The following is an 18208-nucleotide window of genomic DNA, read 5'->3' as shown; positions in this document are numbered from 1 at the left end:
TGAGTCATTAGCTCAGTTGGTAGAGCATCTGACTTTTAATCAGAGGGTCGCTGGTTCGAATCCTGCATGACTCATCAAATATAAGATATAACCTTCTTCTTACTTAATAAGAGGAAGGTTTTTTTATGTCTTATTTTTAATTTTGAATTGTATAAAAATACAGGAAATTGTCTTGTTGAGCCATATGTGTTCCTACCCTTAAAATGAGGATAGAATATAAAGGGGGGAATGATTTTATGGCACTATTAGATATTTCGATAATTGGAGTCCCTATGGATCTGGGACAGCTACGTAGAGGGGTAGATATGGGGCCGAGTGCAATTCGATATGCAGGTGCAATCGAGCGTTTACAATCAATTGGACATCGCGTAGTAGATGAGGGAGATATCTATATAGATCATTCAAAAAAGGGGAATTCTAATCATACAACTTTACGAAATCTAGATGCCGTTGCTAATGCGAATATCGAATTAGCACATAAAGTCCATAAAGTTGTAGCTGTTGGCCAATTTCCATTGGTTTTAGGGGGAGATCATAGTATTGCAATTGGTACATTAGCGGGAATATCAGATGCCTATAAAAATTTAGGTGTCATTTGGTATGATGCTCATGCAGATATGAATACGAGTGATACCTCACCAACAGGTAATATTCATGGAATGCCATTAGCAGTTAGTATGGGATTAGGGCATGAACGATTAGTGAACATAAGAGATTATTCACCTAAAGTTAAACCAGAGAATATTGTTATTATTGGAGCTCGTTCAATTGACGAAGGTGAGAAAAAGTTAATACATCAAAAGGGAATAAGAGTTTATACAATGCATGAAATTGATCGGTTAGGAATGACGGATGTAATACAAGATGCCATTATCTATTTACGAGGGCAGAATGTAGATGGGGTGCATCTATCATTAGACTTAGATGGGATTGATCCTATATATACTCCAGGGGTTGGAACTCCAGTGCCAGGAGGAATTACATATCGTGAAAGTCATTTAGCGATGGAAATGTTACAGGATTCAGGATTAATCACTTCTGCTGAGTTTGTTGAGGTAAATCCGATTCTTGATGAAAAAAATAAAACAGCTGATGTAGCTGTTGCCTTAATGGGTTCTCTATTTGGCGAAAAATTAGTCTAAGGTTAAAAATTTTTCACGTTTAAGTAAATCTAAAACTTTTTACAAAGATTAAAAAGAGTCGGTGACTTTCAATCGGCTCTTTTATTATATTTTTTAGAGTTATTTTTGTGTGGAGAAAATAATAAAAGTTGTAAGTAATTTACTGGAAGTATTGGTATAATAAAATATAAAGAATATTATTTAAAAATTTCAAACAAAAATGAAACCATAAAAGTAACTTGTTCGTATATAACGGGTAACCGCATAGCGGAGGGGAAATCACATGGATGCGTTAGTCAACAAAAGAATAAAGCAAGTGCTGAAAGGTGATCAACAAGCGTATTCAGATATTGTGAGCCTCTATCAGCAACAGGTATATCATGTATGTTATCGTATGTTGAACAATCGACACGAAGCAGAAGATATTGCGCAAGAAGCTTTTATTCGTGCATATACAAATTTGCACACTTTCGATTTAAAAAGAAAATTTTCAACATGGCTATTTCGTATAGCAACAAATCTATGTATTGATAGGATAAGGAAAAAGAAACCGGACTATTATTTAGATGCTGAAATTGCAGGTACTGATGGATTGGATATGTATTCTCAAATTGCTTCCACTAATCGACTCCCTGATGAAGAAGTTGAAAGAATGGAATTGCAAGAAAGAATCCAATATGAGATTAGTTGCTTGCCGGAAAAGTATCGTGTAGTTATTATCTTAAAGTATATGGAAGAATTGCCGTTGCAGGAAATTAGCGATATTTTAAATATGCCACTAGGAACAGTAAAAACACGTATTCATCGTGGTCGTGAAGCATTAAGAAAGCAATTAGGCAATTTGTAGGAGGGGTTTCACTATGAGTACATGCCCTGAACATATCGTGCAATACATGCATGAATATTTAGATGGGGACATTAGCCGCGAACATGAGCAAGAGCTAAAGGCATATATGCGAGATTGTAAGGATTGTCAACAGCATATGCAAGAGTTAACAAGTACCATAGCGTTCGTCAAAAGTGCAGCTGTTATAGAAGTGCCTCCAAATTTTGTAGAACAAGTTATGCAAAAACTTCCTAAAAGAAAAATGCGAACAGGTGTCCAAAGTTGGCTACGGCGACATCCCTTTTTTGTCGCTGCTGCATTGTTTTGTATTTTTATGAGTGCCTCTCTATTTTCGGGATATAAAAACGATCAAGAGTTTTCTTTCACCAAACAGCCAAACCTACAAGTGGAGGGGCAAACAGTTATAGTCCCTGAAGGTGAAACCGTAAAAGGTGATATTGTTGTGAAGAATGGTGATATTATTGTAAAAGGTGCTGTTGATGGTGATATAACAGTTATTAACGGTAAATATATGGCCTCTACGGCAAATGTAACTGGTCAAATTGATGAAGTCGATGAAGTGTTTGAATGGCTATGGTATAAAATAAAAAGCAGTGCAAAAAACGCATGGTCTTTTATTGAGAAAAATGAATAAACTAGTATGGAAAGTCTACTTTTAAAATAGTGGGCTTTTCTGCTTCATACAGGTAGAAAGAAAGGTAAATGTGCTATACTTGATATATAGTACTCGCTAGAAAAGTGGGGGATCCACATGTCTTTTATTAATGAATTTACACAATTCACCAGCAACCAATGGGTGAAAATGGTATTAAATGTAATTGATATTTTATTAGTATGGTTAGTGATTTACAAGATATTAACATTGATTCGCGGTACTAAGGCGGTTCAGCTTTTAAAAGGTATTTTCGTTATTATAATTATTCGGATTATAACAGTTTATTTTGGACTAACGACGCTAGGATGGATGACAAAGCAGGTTATAAATTATGGTTTCTTAGCAATCATTATCATTTTCCAACCTGAATTGCGTAGGGCATTAGAGCAATTAGGTAGAGGGAAGTTGTTTGCTAGAAGCAATTTACAAGAGGAAGAAGAACAAGCAAGATTGGTATCTGCTATGTCTAAATCAGTAAGTTATATGGCTAAACGTCGTATTGGCGCGCTTATTTCAATTGAACGTGATACAGGGTTAAATGATTATATTGAAACTGGTATACCAATGTACTCCGAAATTTCTTCTGAGTTAATCATTAATATATTTATACCAAATACACCGCTTCATGATGGAGCAGTGGTTATACAAAAGAATAAGATAGCTGCAGCAGCATGTTATCTACCTTTGTCAGAAAGTCCATTCATCTCGAAAGAACTAGGTACTCGACATCGTGCAGCAATTGGAATAAGTGAAGTGACTGATGCAGTAACAGTTGTTGTCTCAGAGGAAACAGGTGCTATTAGTTTAACGATAAATGGAGATTTACATCGTGATTTATCGATTGAAGAATTTGAATCTCGTTTGCAACGCGCATGGTTCGGGGAGTCAACTTCAGCAATTAGTACCTCCAAATGGAACTGGAGGGGTGATAAAAAGTGATGGATAAACTAATTGATAGTCCATGGTTTGTACGTATTACAGCCCTTGCGTTAACATTACTAATTTTCTTTACCGTAAAGTCTGAAACAAGTACTGAAAATAATACAACGACAACATCTGACCGCCAATCTGAGATTATTCATGATGTCCCAGTAAAAGTACTATATGACAATGAAAACTTGATTGTCTCCGGTGTTCCTCAAACCGTAGATGTGTCTATTGAAGGTCCGTATGCACTGGTATTTCAAAAAAAGACGATTAAAGATTACCAAGTTTACTTAGATTTAAGCAAAGCAACTATAGGTAAACATAAAGTCAAATTTAAATATAAGGGCTTTTCAAATAAGTTAAAAGTTCGAGTTGAACCAGCCACTGTTAATGTTTCAATAGAAGAAAAGGTAACACGAACATTTAAGGTTGAACCCGATTTTAATGAAAGCCAACTAGCTTCTAATTATTTTGTTAAATCGATGTATGCAAATCCTAATGAAGTAACAGTAACTGGGGCAAAAAGTGCTGTTGACCGTATTGTTTATATTAAAGCGATGTTATCGGGTCAATTTTCAGCTACAGAGTCCTTTACAAAAGAAGCAGAGGTTAAAGTCCTGGACAGAGATATGAACAAACTCGACGTGATAGTCGAACCAGCAACTGTACCAGTGAAAGTTGACATTGGGGAGTATAATAAGGAAGTGCCAATTTCCTTAAATGTGAAAGGCAGTCCTAAAAGTGGTTCGAAAGTAAAATCATTAAATACTGACACAAACTACATTACATTGTTTGGTTCAAAGAAGGATTTAGAAAAAATAACCACATTTCCTGTTGCTGTAGATGTTACGAAATTAAAAAAATCTGGTGATGTAATTGTTAATTTGCCAAAACCAACAGGTGTGACAAAACTTTCTGTAAACCAATTGAAAGTTCATGTATCATTAGATGAATCCATTACTACCGATCAACAAAAAGGTGAAAATACAATTGAACAAGATGAAACATCAAATACATCTATAAAAACATTAGAAAATGTTAAGGTGCAAATAAGAAATTTAGATACAAAACAATACACCATTGATGAAAATGCAGATCATTATGTATCAGTTGTAATTACTGGTGATCAACAAAAACTATCAAATGTCAAAAAATCAGACATACAGCTTTATGTTGATGCAGATAATGTGACTGAAGGAGTTAATACTTTAAAAATAGTAGGAAGCAGCCCATCAGGTACTACATGGAAAGCTACACCAAGTACTATAAAACTAAAGGTAAAACAACTGTCTTAAACAGATTTGTAAAAATGGATATAGTTTTGAAGGAGAGAATACAAAATGGGTAAATATTTCGGAACAGACGGCGTCCGCGGTGTCGCCAATAGTGAGCTAACACCTGAGTTAGCATTTAAATTGGGACGCTTTGGTGGATACGTTTTAACGAAAGAGACCACAGAACGTCCAAAAGTATTAATTGGACGAGATACACGTATTTCAGGCGAAATGTTAGAAGGAGCGCTTGTTGCTGGATTACTATCAGTAGGAGCAGAAGTTATGCGTTTAGGCGTGATTAGTACTCCAGGAGTTGCTTACTTAACACGTGTAATGAGCGCTCAAGCTGGTGTTATGATTTCAGCATCACATAATCCTGTTGCAGATAATGGTATTAAGTTTTTTGGCCCAGACGGTTTTAAATTATCAGATGCACAAGAGGAAGAAATTGAAGCTCTACTAGATCAAGAACAAGACCAACTACCTCGTCCAACAGGTGGTGACCTTGGTTCTGTTACTGATTACTTTGAAGGTGGACAAAAATACATTCAGTATTTGAAACAAACCGTATATGAAGACTTTACAGGTATTCATATTGCATTAGATTGTGCAAATGGTGCAACATCAGCTTTAGCAACACATCTATTCGCTGATTTGGAAGCTGATTTATCTACTATGGGTTCTTCTCCAAATGGTTTAAATATTAATGATGGTGTCGGCTCAACACATCCTGAAAAACTTGCGCAATTTGTTCAAGAAAAAGGTGCTGATGTAGGTTTAGCATTTGATGGTGATGGAGACCGTTTAATCGCTGTTGATGAAAATGGTCAAATTGTCGATGGAGACCAAATCATGTATATTTGTGCAAAACATTTACATGCAGAAGGAAAACTACAAAAAGATACAGTTGTTTCAACTGTTATGAGCAACATGGGCTTCTACAAAGCTTTAGAAGAAAATGGTATGCATAGTATCCAAACTAAAGTAGGAGATCGTTACGTAGTAGAAGCTATGCGTGAAGGTAACTATAATGTTGGTGGCGAACAATCAGGTCATATCGTATTCTTAGATCATAATACAACAGGTGATGGTTTACTTACTGGCTTACAATTAGTTAATACAATGAAAGTAACCGGCAAGAAATTATCAGATCTTGCTTCTGAAATGACGATCTTCCCTCAAAAACTTATCAATGTTCGTGTAACAGATAAACACGCTGTGAAAGAAAATGAAAAAGTAGCAGCAATCATTGACCAAGTTGAACATGAGATGAACGGAGATGGACGTGTCTTAGTTAGACCTTCAGGTACAGAACCATTAGTTCGTGTCATGGTAGAAGCACCATCAAGTGAACTATGCGAATCTTATTGCAAACGAATTGCAGATGTCGTTCGTGAAGAAATGGGATTAAAAGATTAATCGTTAAAAGAAATTTGATAAATTGACAAAGAAGAAATCTCTTAGACGGGATTTCTTCTTTTTTGTGCAAAAAATTTATGATGGTGTTAAATCATAATTCATATAGTGAATACTAAGTTTGTAAAATCTGTAATAGTAATGACAAACTTTTTTAATAAAAACATGCAACAAAATGGTAGCCAATTGCGTATAATAAGGTAATTGATTTTATTTTTGTATTGTAAACCTTTTCAATGCATGTTTGTAATTGACTATGAAAAGTGTTTTCAGTATGATGAGAATGCTAAGAATTTTTAAAGGTCTAACCTCTTAAAAAAGATTAGTATTTTGCTAAGGAGGGTCGTATCGAAGCGAGAAATCGGAAAACAGTTATAGCGCCAGTACTGAAGAAATCGAGCGTAGAAACTTCAGTAGACGAGGTGGAGGAGTATCGAAATGTTCGGCGGATGCCTCCCGGTCGCAAGTGCCCGATCGTATGCTTACTTTTAAATGGCTCAAGTAATTGAGCAGACAGAGAGAGTAAGAAGGCAAAATAGCAGCTGTACTTTTGTGTACTTCACCTATTTAGGGGAAGGCTACTTTTATACGGCTAATTTTGCGAAAGTTCGGAGGAAATTTAAATGTGTGGAATTGTTGGATATAATGGCTTACTAGATGCCAAAGAAATATTATTAAAGGGTTTAGAAAAATTAGAGTACCGTGGATATGATTCTGCGGGTATCGCTCTTATCAATAATGATGGTGTAACAGTTTTTAAAGAAAAAGGCCGTATTGCAGATTTACGTGAAGAAGTCGATCCGAACGTTGAAGCTACTGTTGGAATTGGACATACACGTTGGGCAACTCACGGTGTACCAAATCGTCGTAATGCACACCCTCATCAAAGTGCTTCAGGTCGTTTTACTTTAGTGCACAATGGTGTATTAGAAAACTATCATCTATTACAAGATGAATTTTTACAAGGTGTTGAAATGCAATCTGATACAGATACAGAAGTTATTGTTCAACTCGTTGAGAAATTCGTCAATGATGGTATGACAACTGAAGATGCCTTCCGTCATACATTAACGCTTGTTAACGGATCTTATGCACTTGCTTTACTAGATGCAGAAGATACTGAAACAATTTTTGTTGCAAAAAACAAAAGCCCATTATTAGTTGGTGTAGGTGAAGGATTCAATGTTGTTGCATCTGATGCAATGGCAATGCTTCAAGTCACAAACCAATATATCGAATTGCATGATAAAGAAATCGTTATCGTTGGTAAAGATTCGATGACGATTAAAAAACTAGATGGCACTGTTGTAGAACGTGCTCCTTATACAGCTGAGTTAGATATGAGCGACATTGAAAAAGGCACATATCCTCATTACATGCTAAAAGAAATTGATGAACAACCAGGTGTTGTACGTAAAATTATTCAAGCTTATCAAAATGAAGAAGGAAACTTAACGATTCCATCTGAAATTGCAGAAGCACTTCATGAAGCAGATCGTTTATATATTATCGCTGCAGGCACAAGTTACCATGCTGGTCTTGTAGGAAAACAATATTTTGAAAAGATTGCTGGTATTCCTGTAGAAGTTCATATTTCAAGTGAATTTGGCTACAACATGCCATTGCTATCTGAAAAACCATTCTTCATCTTCATCTCTCAATCAGGTGAAACTGCTGACAGCCGTCAAGTATTAGTGAAGATTAAAGAACTTGGTCACCCTGCTTTAACTATCACAAACGTACCAGGATCAACATTATCTCGTGAAGCAGATTACACATTGCTATTACATGCTGGTCCCGAAATAGCAGTAGCATCAACGAAGGCATATGTCGCACAAGTAGCAGTACTTGCGATTGTTGCCTATGTAGAAGCACAATCACAAGGTAAACAATTAGACTTTGATCTTAAAGCTGAACTTGCTATTGCAGCTAACGGAATCCAATCAATTGTTGATGACAAAGATGGTCTAAAAGAAATTTCAGATTCATTCTTAGCGACAACACGAAATGCATTCTTCATAGGTCGTATTGTAGATTACTATGTAAGTCTTGAAGGCGCATTAAAACTAAAAGAAATCTCATATATTCAAGCAGAAGGATTTGCAGGTGGCGAACTAAAACACGGTACCATCGCTTTAATCGAGGACGGCACTCCGGTATTCGCATTAATCACTCAAAAAAATGTGAGCCTAAATCTTCGCGGAAATGTAAAAGAAGTTGTTGCACGTGGTGCCAACCCATGCATTATCTCAATGGAAGGCATGGAAGAAGCGGGAGACACAATTGTTCTACCACATGTGCACCAACTGCTAACACCACTTGTATCTGTAGTAGCCCTACAACTAATCAGTTACTATGCAGCACTATACCGTGGTTGTGATGTTGATAAACCACGCAACTTAGCTAAATCAGTGACTGTTGAGTAGTTGGTTCAACGGAGAAACAGTTATTGTTGAAAGACAACAAAGTCGGGAACTGACACATTCGACCAAAATTTAATAATTATGAGCACGATTCAATTTTTGTTGGATCGTGCTTTTTGTTTATCGAAATAAACAAGGAATCTGGCGTTTTATATTTACATAAAGGATTTTTTTAATAGACCGAGAACTAGAGTAATATTATCTATTTTAATCTTATGATCTAACAGGTAGTTTAGGTTATTAATCTGTTGATTTGGTGAATTAACGTTTGAATTTTAAATGAGTTGAAATGTATATCAAGTCTATTCATATGATTTATAGATGGAGGGATGTATTAAAAATATGAAAAGGAATGTCTTCATTTTAATAGCGATAGTGGCGTTAACTGTTGGGAGTTATTTTGTTATTGAGTTATTAAATTCAAACCCACCCAAACCGATCCTTACTGTTGAAGGGAAAAAAGTAGAAGTGGCACAAGGATCATATTGTTGGGAGGGACTTATTGATGCAAAGTGTGTTGATACCGTTTCACCACATGAAATTATCAATGTTAAAAATCTTAAACCTATAACGGTATCAGCACAATCTGAATTGAAAATAAAATATAAAAAAGAGCCAATAGAAAATACATTAGGGGTTAATAGATGGATTAATAATAAAGATTCAGAGAGTATTCCAATAAAAAGAAATGTAATACGATTGCCAAAAGAAAAAGGAAAACATGTATACAATGTTTTTGCAAATTGGGATAATGGCAGTTCAAATTATATCTTTGTTGTTGAAGTTAGGTAATCATAAAGCAATTAATGATAGGAGGAAATGACTTTGGAAGAAAAAGATAAACATCATATTTCAATAGGTACAGAAGGCATAACAAATCAAGAAGTAGAAGTCTTTAATCCTATAAAGTCGGATAACGAAGCAATGGGGCTTCAATCTAATGAGAAAAGGTGGGAATTGCATAATAAACCAAAAGGAATAAAGTATATTGGCTATGGAGTTGTTATATTTTTTATTATTATTTTCATATGTACGATTGTTTTTCAGTTTGTGTAACACTATTAGTACCGAATATATAGTTAGAAAAAAATACATGCAGTTTCGAAATATTTAAATGATTATCAGGAGGACTCATCTAATGCAAAATAGCAATAAAGAATGGATTGGTGCAGCTGCAATTATTATTTTACGGGGTAAATTGTTGATGGTTCGTGGCAAGGGCAGAAATAGTTGGAGTGTACCCTCAGGTGGCATTGAGCATAGTGAGTCTTCCGAGCAAGCTTGTATTCGTGAGGTGTGGGAAGAAACAGGATATAAAGTAAAAATAATTCGAGATTTGCATACAAAGGAAGCAGTGATTGATGCGTTCCATGTCACAACAGATTATTTCTTATGTGAAATCATCGCTGGAGTTATTACTTATCACGATCCAGATAAAATTATAGTAGAAATTGCTTGGAAATCGGTTGTTGAACTGGAAAAACTCCCTCTTGATTATCCTGAAGACAAAGATATTTTACTAACACTATTAAAAACTTCAATGCATAATTGAAATGGCTATGTAAAAAATGAAATTATAATCCTAAAAAGAAATAGATAAAAACGTCGCTGTAATTCAGTGGCGTTTTTATTAAGCTTCGAGAGAAAGAGAGGCAGGCAAAAGTTTTTCTTGTATTAATACGATTATTAAAGCAACTACATTTATATGAACCAATTCATAATGGGGCAACGCAAGTGGATGAAAGTTGCAATTTCAGTAGAAAAGAAGAAAAAAGTTTTACAGACATATTTTAAAAATGGGCTAGATAAAGGAATTGAAATAATTCCAAGAAAGGAAATGAAGAAAATTATTATTTTGCAACATATACTAAAGCGTTTTAACAAAGGAAGAAAATATCCTGAGAAAGAAGTGAACAATATACTAAAAACTGTTCATGTGGACTATGTATCACTTCGTCGCTATTTAATCGAATATGGTTTTATGGAGAGAACGGATGATTGTTCGATATATTGGGTGAAAGAATGAACTAAGGGGCTGATTTTTTGAAATCTAACTATTATTCAATTGGGCAAATGGCGAAGATGACTAATTTATCTGGTCAAACCCTACGTTATTATGATCGAATTGACTTATTTAAACCAATTTATACAGATGCTTTGACAAATTATCGCTATTATACAGAATCGCAGCTTTATACGTTGGACCTCATTAAAAGTTTGAAATACGTCGGAACTCCTCTTGATAAGATTAAAGAGGTACAACATTATGCTGTGGAGGATATGATTCCTTTTTTAGAAGAACAGGAAAAGAGAATAGAAAATCAGTTAGCCCAATTAAAAGAGGCTCAATATATATTACGTAAGACTAGAAAACAAATGCTTGAACAACTTTCAATCCCTAGCTTTGGCGAAGTATACGAAAAGCGAGAAGATGCTTCACGTATACTCTGTTTAGAGGTAACAAACGTTACAGCTGAATCTACTTCAGCAGAAGATACTATAAAACTAATGAAAGCAATTGAAAATGAGGGCAGCGTACAAACAACTCGATACGGAAGTATATATCCTTTGAAAAACTATCATTCTATAAGTGATATTATCTATCAATTTATTTTCATACCCATATTGACGGAAAAGTCTATTGAATTAGCCGAGGATAACATCACAGTAAGATTAATGCCTTCTGGTCGTTATGCTAGTATTGCTTTTGTTTATTCTCCAAAGGCATATATTGAACATTATAAAAAGTTATATGCATATATCGAGAAAAAGCAGATTCAAACAGAAATGGACGTCTTTGAAATTGTTATGCCAATGCACTATTCACCAAACAAGGAAGAACAGGTCATCGTTGAGTTAAAGTTGAAAATAGAAGATTAAACTCTTGACCTTATAGTTGCTATAAGGTTTATCTTTGAAGGAGCGGTTTACATTGCTATAAAAAATGATTGGAGCATCCTCATGGGTAACAACAAGAATAATATGGTTTTAACGATATTATTAGGGAACTTATTTATTGCTTTCTTAGGAATCGGACTTGTCATTCCTATATTGCCAACGATTATGAATGAATTTAAGATAAGTGGATCTGTAGTTGGGTATTTGACAGCTGCTTTTGCGTTGACGCAACTAATCGTTTCACCTTTTGCTGGGAAAGCAGCCGATCGTTTTGGTAGAAAAATTATGATTGTACTTGGACTATTTATATTTGCACTTTCAGAATTATTATTTGCTGTTGGTCAAAGTATTGAGGTTTTATTTTTATCACGTATTTTGGGTGGTATTAGCGGAGCTTTCATCATGCCAGCAGTGACAGCTTTTATCGCAGATATCACAACATTTGAAACCCGTTCAAAGGCACTTGGCTATATGTCAGCTGCGATCAGTACAGGTTTTATTATAGGACCGGGGATAGGGGGATTCTTAGCTGAATTCGGTACAAGAATCCCATTTTTTGCAGCTGCAATTCTAGGATGTGTTGCGGGCTTTCTATCTTTAGTGGCATTAAAGGAGCCAATACGACAACAAAATGTAAATGAATCTACGGAAACAGAAAAAACAAATAGTTTACGTAAACTATTGATGCCGATATTCTTAATCCCGTTTAGTTTAATTTTTATTTCATCATTTGGTTTAGCATCATTTGAATCCTTTTTTAGTTTATTTGTAGATAAGAAGTTTAACTTTACACCATCTGATATTGCAATTGCGATTACAGGTGGAGGTATTATGGGAGCAATCGTACAATTGTTGCTATTTGACCGATTAACAAGAAAGATTGGTGAGATTAACGTCACTCGGTATAGTCTCATATTTTCAGTCATTCTTGTATTTCTCGTTACCGTGGTTAATGGTTACTTGTCAATTATGCTAGTGTCCTTTTTTGCATTTGTCGGCTTTGATTTAATCCGTCCAGCCCTTACAACATATTTATCTAAAATCGCTGGGGATGACCAAGGTTTTGTTGGTGGCTTGAATTCGATGTTTACTTCTTTAGCTAATGTTATTGGACCGATAATTGGAGGGCTGCTGTATGATGTGAATATCAATTACCCGTATTATTTTGCAACGGTCTTATTAATAATTGGTTCAATTACTGCATTAGTATGGAGAGACTCGAAGAAGATGATGAATAAGAATTCGACTCCTAATAAACGCAAAGAAATAGCAGAGGAATAAGAATTCGAATTTTTTCTCTAAAAAGTAAAAGGCTCCGTATTCTATCATTAGAAACGGGGCTTGTTTTATATATGAAAGGGCATATCTGTGCAAATTAAACAGAATTTTCTGATACAATAAATTTTCAATAAATAAAATAATTATTTAGTGGAGGAAAAGTGAGATGAAAAGAATATATGTCGTTCGACACTGTAGGGCAGATGGGCAAGAAGTTGAAGCATTATTAACAAAAGAAGGAAAAGAACAAGCGGAAAACCTAGCATTATTTTTTAAAGATAAAAATATTCAAAGAGTAATTTCTAGCCCTATGACGAGAGCTATTCAAACAATTGAACCTTTTACGAATAAAACAAATTTAAACATACAAGTAGATGAGAGATTATCGGAACGTATTTTAAGTATCGAAAATTATCCTGATTGGATGGAAAAGTTAAAGCAGACGTTTGATAATATAGATTTAAAATTTAAAGGTGGAGAATCAAGTAGGGAAGCGAGTGAACGTATTTTTAATGTAATCAATGAAGTAAAAGATTCTGATACCGAAAATACGATCATCGTTAGTCATGGAAATATTATTACATTGCTGTTAAAAAAGTTGAATCAGGAAGTATCATTTGAAGATTGGAAAAAAGTCACCAATCCAGATGTCTTTTTATTAGAATATAGCGAAGGTGAATGGTGCTATAAGAGAGTATGGAATTTGGATGAAATAGTTAAGTAACTTATTGAAATGATTGTTCCTTCTAACAAACTGTTCAGATCTTCTGTTATGAAGTTAAATTTATTGATACAATAATAGTAGAAAGAAGGAATAGTTTAATGAAAAATGGAGGAATAACCGCTAAGCGCTTGCTTATTTATATAGCAGGTCTTTTTATTTTGGCGCTAGGGATTAGTTTTTCAATTGTAGCAAATTTAGGGGTTTCACCAGTTTCATCGCTTGCTTATGCAATTACGCTTGCAACGGGAATTTCTGTTGGAATGACAACTATCTTTGCAAATATCATTTTTATCATAATTCAAGTCTTATTAAACCGCCGCATAGATTTAAAAGATTTTGGTATCCAATTGATTGTAGCCTTTTTATTTGGTTTCTTTAATGATGCAGCACTTTGGATAACAAAACATTTTTTACCCACTCCAAATTCAACATTTGATAGTTGGATTTATATGATCATCAGTCTATTTATAGTAGGTTTTGGTCTCGTATTTTACTTGAATTCCAAATTACCTTTAATGCCTTATGATTCATTGACCTACGTTATTAGTGATCATTTTAAATGGAAATTTAGCAAAGCTAAGATAATTAGTGATGTAGCAAATGTTATCTTGGCAACTATTGTATGTTTAGTTACAATCCATAGACTTGGTTCAATCGGTATTGGGACGATTATTGCGGCATATATGGTTGGTAAAATTATTGCCTTTTATATGAAACTGATGAAGGATCCCCTTAATCATTGGCTTTATAAGTCAAATCCAGAAAAAGAACAACAGATACATTCTTAATTTACCAGTAAGGATTGTCTGCAAAATAATAAAACTTCCGGAAACGGAGGTTTTTTTCTTTTAAAAATGAAATTTCAAAGACCATTTAAAACTGCATTATGTGAAAAGTTTCTTTTTATCGTCTTAAAGGGTTATTGTATAGCGGAAAAATTGATAATATACTGAAATTACTATATAAAATATAAAATTTAAGTAATAAGGAGCTTCAGACATGCAGTCAAAAATATCTTTTTCAACATATGCAGTAATTGGGACCATGTTATTTGGAATGTTTTTTGGAGCAGGTAATCTAATCTTCCCAATCCAGCTTGGTCAGCTATCAGGTACACATTTTTGGCCAGCACTGATTGGTTTTTTAGTAACTGCAATTGGCCTACCTTTTATGGGGATTCTGGCAATTGGTTTATCAGGGAGTAATGGTTTACGTGATTTAGGTAGTCGTGTTCATCCATTGTTTGGAATTGTTTTTTCATTAGCACTTTATTTAACAATTGGCCCATTCTTTGCGATTCCTCGAACAGCAACGGTACCATTTGCAGTAGGGATTGAACCTTATGTCTCATCCAACCATATCACTTTAATGTTGGCGTTGTTTAGCTTGGTATTCTTTGCTATTGTTTATTATCTATCGTTAAATCCAGCCAAAATTATGGATTATATCGGAAAATACTTAACACCTGCATTTTTAGTATTCTTATTTATTTTGATCATTACAAGTATTATTTCTCCAATGGGGAGCTTTAAAAATCCTGTAGGTGAATATGTGGATCAAGCGTTTATGAAAGGTTTTAAAGAAGGATACAATACAATGGATGCGTTGGCATCGTTAGCCTTTGGTATTGTTGTGATTAATGCGATAAAGAGTCAAGGTATTACAAGTACAAAAGAAATTGCAAAGGCAACTTGGAAGTCAGGAATTTTCGCAATGGCATTGATGATGCTTATTTATGGTTTTATCACATACATGGGTGCGACAAGTATTGAAGCTGTTGGTTCATTTGAAAATGGTGGGTTAATATTTGCGGCTGTTGCAAAGCATTACTTTGGCTCATTCGGTGGAATACTTTTAGCGATTATTATTGTTTTAGCTTGTTTAAAAACAAGCATTGGGTTAATCACTTCATGTAGTGAATTTTTCCACGATGTATTTCCGAAAATAAGTTATAAATGGTTTGTATTTATCTTATGCTTTATATCATTTGTTATCGCGAATTTTGGTTTAGACAACATTATTAAATTTGCTGTACCAGTTTTAATGTTCTTATACCCGTTAGCAATCGTCCTTATTTTACTGACATTAGTGGCACCAGTATTTAAAGCACGTCGTAGTGTCTATGCTTTGTCTATGTTTTTAACATTCTTTGTGAGTCTGATTGATGGGTATAAATCATTAGTAGAAAACCTACCAGAAGCAAAGGTTAGTTTTTTAGATTCCATTGAGAAGTTTTATGCAAGTGTATTACCTTTTTATGAAATTGGTTTAGGTTGGGTACTCCCTGCTATAGTTGGTGCGTTGATTGGTTATGTTTATGTAATTGTGAAAAAAGATTAGACAGAGAATTTCCTAAAAAAATCTAAAGAAGAACAAAGAGAGAATCTTTGTTCTTCTTTTAGTTTTATATTCTTAAATTGCAGCATGTTTTGTTATTTTCTTTAACTTCATTTCTACAAGTCCAAGTAAGACAAATCCAATGATACAACAAGCAATCATTATTCCGACAACACCATTCCAACCGTCTGCATCGTAGAAATGACCTCCAACTGTACCGACCACACTGGAGCCTACATAATAAAACAATAGATATATGGATGATGCATAAGCTTTTGCTGTAGGAATAGCAGAGCTACTAACCCAGCCACTGACTAAGTTATGCCATGCAAAAAATCCACAAGATAACACAAATAATCCAAGGAGTACTATTGGTAAATGATGTACTGCGGTTAAGCTAATACCAATTAGAGCAACAACAAGGCTAGCAAAAAGCATTTGTCCGCGAGTATAGCGATCGCTTAATTTGCCGACAGTCATAGAACCAACAGAACCCATCAATTGGAAGATAAAGATGAAGCCGACTATTGTTTGGCTTAGCCCAAAGCTTTTTATCAAGGGAAAGCCTATATAGTTGAACATAGCTACATAAACGCCAAGTGCAAGGAAACCAAGTCCATAGAAAAACCATAGTTTTGTATCCTTACATGCAGCTAAAATACCACCAATCCAGTTCTTTATCGAAAATTCCTGTGCGATAAAATTCTTTGAAGGTTCTACAAGAAAGATAAAAATGATTGAAAGAATGAGTGTTAATGTACCCAAAACAAATACGGCAGTATGCCAGTTTGATAAATCCAATATAGAGCTAGAAACGATACGACCAAAGAAGCCACCAAAACCACTACCAGTTATATAGACAGCAAGGGCCTTAGGAAATTGGTTTCCTGATAATTCTTCTGCTAAATAAGTAACAGCGATTGCAGGGAAACCTGCCAATGCAAATCCTTCGATCGCCCGAATCATTAGTAATACTTCAAAGTTTGGTGCGAAACCGACAAGTAAATATAAAATAGATGAGCTCATAAGTGAGAATACCATTATGTTTTTACGGCCCCATGTATTTGAAATAGCAGCCATAACTAACATACCGAATGCAAGTGTAAAAGTTGAGATGGATAATGCCAAACCAGATTCAGATGCACTCATATCAAAGTCATGAGTAAAATGTTGGATGAATGTTTGAGGGCCATAAAGATTTGCGAAAGTGACAAGACTTCCTATTAACATTCCCAATGTAATTTTATGATTTGTATTTGTTGTTGAAACGTCCACTGAAATTTCCCTCCTACAGATTTCAATGGTACGCTCATATAACCATAACGTCTAATAGTGAGTTATTATTGATTTAATAACCAATGTTTATAAAAGGAGGTTGGATCTTTTGGAGATGCATCAGCTGCGCTATTTTCAAGCGATTGCCAAGACGAAGAATTACAATCATGCTGCAAACCTACTACATGTATCACAGCCTGCTCTTACAAAAGCAATTCATAAATTAGAAGCTGAATTGGGCGTTCCATTATTTAATCGAATAGGCCGGTCAATAGAGATAAGTGTTTATGGTGAGAAATTTTTGAGGTTTGTTGAGGAAAGCTTACTGCTACTTGATCGAGGGGTAAAGGAGTTACAAAGTTTAAAAGATCCACTACAAGGAACGATCCGTCTTGCCTTTTTACAAACAATTGGTACAACAATTTTGCCGGGGATTCTTAGAAGTTTTAAAGAAAATTATCCGGATATTCAATTTGATCTCCAACAATGTAATTCACAAAGAGCGTTAGAACTTCTTGAAAATAACGAAGTCGATTTATGCCTTGTCACCAATTTCAGTAAATCCTTTGGTGAATCCAACTGGCTGCCTATAAAAAAAGAACAGCTTTATGGATACTGTTCGATTAATCATCCATTAAGTCATGAAACGTCTATTTCCATTCAAGCATTACGAGATGAGCCTTTTATAGGTTACAAGGATCATTTATTGATGCAAAAACAGGTGTTGAAATGGTGTAGAGATGCTGGATTCACGCCAAATGTCGTGTTCCAAGGAACAGAAGTACCGACACTTGCAGGGCTTATTTCTGCTAACTTGGGTGTTGGCATTTTACCTTATTACTCAGGATTGGAAGCACTCCCCATCCATCGCTTTGAGATTGCGGATACTAATTGCCAACGTGAAGTAGGGCTAGCATGGAAAGCGGATGCTGCATTAAGCGCTTCTGCACAATTGTTTGTTGAATTTACTAGTTCTAATTATGAATAAAAAACATGAAATATTGGTTTACCTAACTTAGCCAAGTGCCATTTA

The 18208-nt window shown here is 34.8% G+C and carries 18 protein-coding genes and 1 tRNA gene; 18 read left to right on the top strand and 1 reads right to left on the bottom strand.

Features of this window, described 5'->3' with window-relative positions; translation table 11 throughout:
• Position 1 precedes the first annotated feature (1 nt).
• The 17 genes from Q0977_RS05400 to brnQ all read left to right on the top strand — a co-directional run bounded on the left by Q0977_RS05400 (position 2) and on the right by brnQ (position 15903).
• Positions 2–74, top strand: a tRNA-Lys gene (locus tag Q0977_RS05400).
• Between the two features lie 162 nt (positions 75–236).
• On the top strand, positions 237–1142 hold the full coding sequence (gene rocF, locus Q0977_RS05395) for an arginase (protein WP_119416549.1): 906 nt from the start codon (positions 237–239) through the stop codon (positions 1140–1142).
• Between the two features lie 262 nt (positions 1143–1404).
• Entirely contained in the window at positions 1405–1968 is a 564-nt protein-coding gene (sigW, locus tag Q0977_RS05390) for an RNA polymerase sigma factor SigW (protein WP_119416550.1), read from the top strand.
• Between the two features lie 13 nt (positions 1969–1981).
• A complete protein-coding gene (locus tag Q0977_RS05385) occupies positions 1982–2602 on the top strand; it encodes an anti-sigma factor (protein ID WP_299511188.1) in 621 nt (206 codons plus the stop codon).
• A 117-nt stretch (positions 2603–2719) separates the two neighbouring features.
• A complete protein-coding gene (gene cdaA / locus Q0977_RS05380; RefSeq protein WP_119416552.1) occupies positions 2720–3562 on the top strand; it encodes a diadenylate cyclase CdaA in 843 nt (280 codons plus the stop codon).
• Entirely contained in the window at positions 3562–4845 is a 1284-nt protein-coding gene (locus tag Q0977_RS05375; protein WP_299511182.1) for a YbbR-like domain-containing protein, read from the top strand. Before cdaA ends, Q0977_RS05375 begins: the two co-directional genes overlap by 1 nt.
• Positions 4846–4890: 45 nt before the next feature.
• Positions 4891–6243, top strand: coding sequence for a phosphoglucosamine mutase (gene glmM / locus Q0977_RS05370; RefSeq protein WP_299511179.1), 1353 nt, complete (start codon positions 4891–4893; stop codon positions 6241–6243).
• Between the two features lie 620 nt (positions 6244–6863).
• Positions 6864–8666 carry a glutamine--fructose-6-phosphate transaminase (isomerizing) gene (glmS, locus tag Q0977_RS05365; RefSeq protein WP_299511177.1) on the top strand — a complete coding sequence of 601 codons (1803 nt, stop codon included), beginning with the start codon at positions 6864–6866 and terminating at the stop codon, positions 8664–8666.
• A gap of 339 nt (positions 8667–9005) precedes the next feature.
• Positions 9006–9455 (top strand): hypothetical protein, encoded by a 450-nt coding sequence (locus Q0977_RS05360; protein ID WP_119416556.1) that lies wholly within the window; start codon positions 9006–9008, stop codon positions 9453–9455.
• A 33-nt stretch (positions 9456–9488) separates the two neighbouring features.
• Entirely contained in the window at positions 9489–9719 is a 231-nt protein-coding gene (locus Q0977_RS05355; protein WP_119416557.1) for a hypothetical protein, read from the top strand.
• A gap of 82 nt (positions 9720–9801) precedes the next feature.
• Positions 9802–10215, top strand: a complete 414-nt coding sequence (locus Q0977_RS05350) for an NUDIX hydrolase (RefSeq protein ID WP_119416558.1) — start codon at positions 9802–9804, stop codon at positions 10213–10215.
• A 186-nt stretch (positions 10216–10401) separates the two neighbouring features.
• Positions 10402–10689: a DUF2087 domain-containing protein gene (locus Q0977_RS05345; RefSeq protein ID WP_241155045.1), complete on the top strand. Its 288-nt coding sequence runs from the start codon at positions 10402–10404 to the stop codon at positions 10687–10689.
• Positions 10690–10706: 17 nt separating this feature from the next.
• Complete coding sequence (locus Q0977_RS05340; RefSeq protein WP_119416560.1) at positions 10707–11543, top strand: MerR family transcriptional regulator; 837 nt, start codon at positions 10707–10709, stop codon at positions 11541–11543.
• 81 nt (positions 11544–11624) lie between these two features.
• Entirely contained in the window at positions 11625–12842 is a 1218-nt protein-coding gene (gene norA, locus Q0977_RS05335) for a multidrug efflux MFS transporter NorA (protein WP_299511174.1), read from the top strand.
• Positions 12843–13005: 163 nt separating this feature from the next.
• A complete protein-coding gene (locus Q0977_RS05330) occupies positions 13006–13563 on the top strand; it encodes a histidine phosphatase family protein (RefSeq protein ID WP_124217446.1) in 558 nt (185 codons plus the stop codon).
• Between the two features lie 98 nt (positions 13564–13661).
• Complete coding sequence (locus tag Q0977_RS05325) at positions 13662–14351, top strand: YitT family protein (RefSeq protein ID WP_124217445.1); 690 nt, start codon at positions 13662–13664, stop codon at positions 14349–14351.
• 211 nt (positions 14352–14562) lie between these two features.
• Positions 14563–15903 (top strand): branched-chain amino acid transport system II carrier protein, encoded by a 1341-nt coding sequence (brnQ, locus tag Q0977_RS05320; protein ID WP_299511170.1) that lies wholly within the window; start codon positions 14563–14565, stop codon positions 15901–15903.
• 72 nt (positions 15904–15975) lie between these two features.
• Here the strand turns inward: brnQ and Q0977_RS05315 are convergent, their stop codons facing one another.
• Complete coding sequence (locus Q0977_RS05315) at positions 15976–17175, bottom strand: MFS transporter (protein WP_299511168.1); 1200 nt, start codon at positions 17173–17175, stop codon at positions 15976–15978.
• Positions 17176–17290: 115 nt separating this feature from the next.
• Between Q0977_RS05315 and Q0977_RS05310 the strand changes: the two genes are divergently transcribed.
• The gene (locus Q0977_RS05310; protein ID WP_233548117.1) at positions 17291–18163 is read left to right on the top strand and encodes a LysR substrate-binding domain-containing protein; all 873 of its coding nucleotides are present in this window, start codon (positions 17291–17293) and stop codon (positions 18161–18163) included.
• Positions 18164–18208 lie beyond the last annotated feature (45 nt).

Source organism: uncultured Rummeliibacillus sp. (assembly GCF_934216135.1).
Classification (GTDB): domain Bacteria; phylum Bacillota; class Bacilli; order Bacillales_A; family Planococcaceae; genus Rummeliibacillus.
Note: the sequence above shows the minus strand (reverse complement) of the source record. Positions and strands in the feature narration are given on the sequence as shown.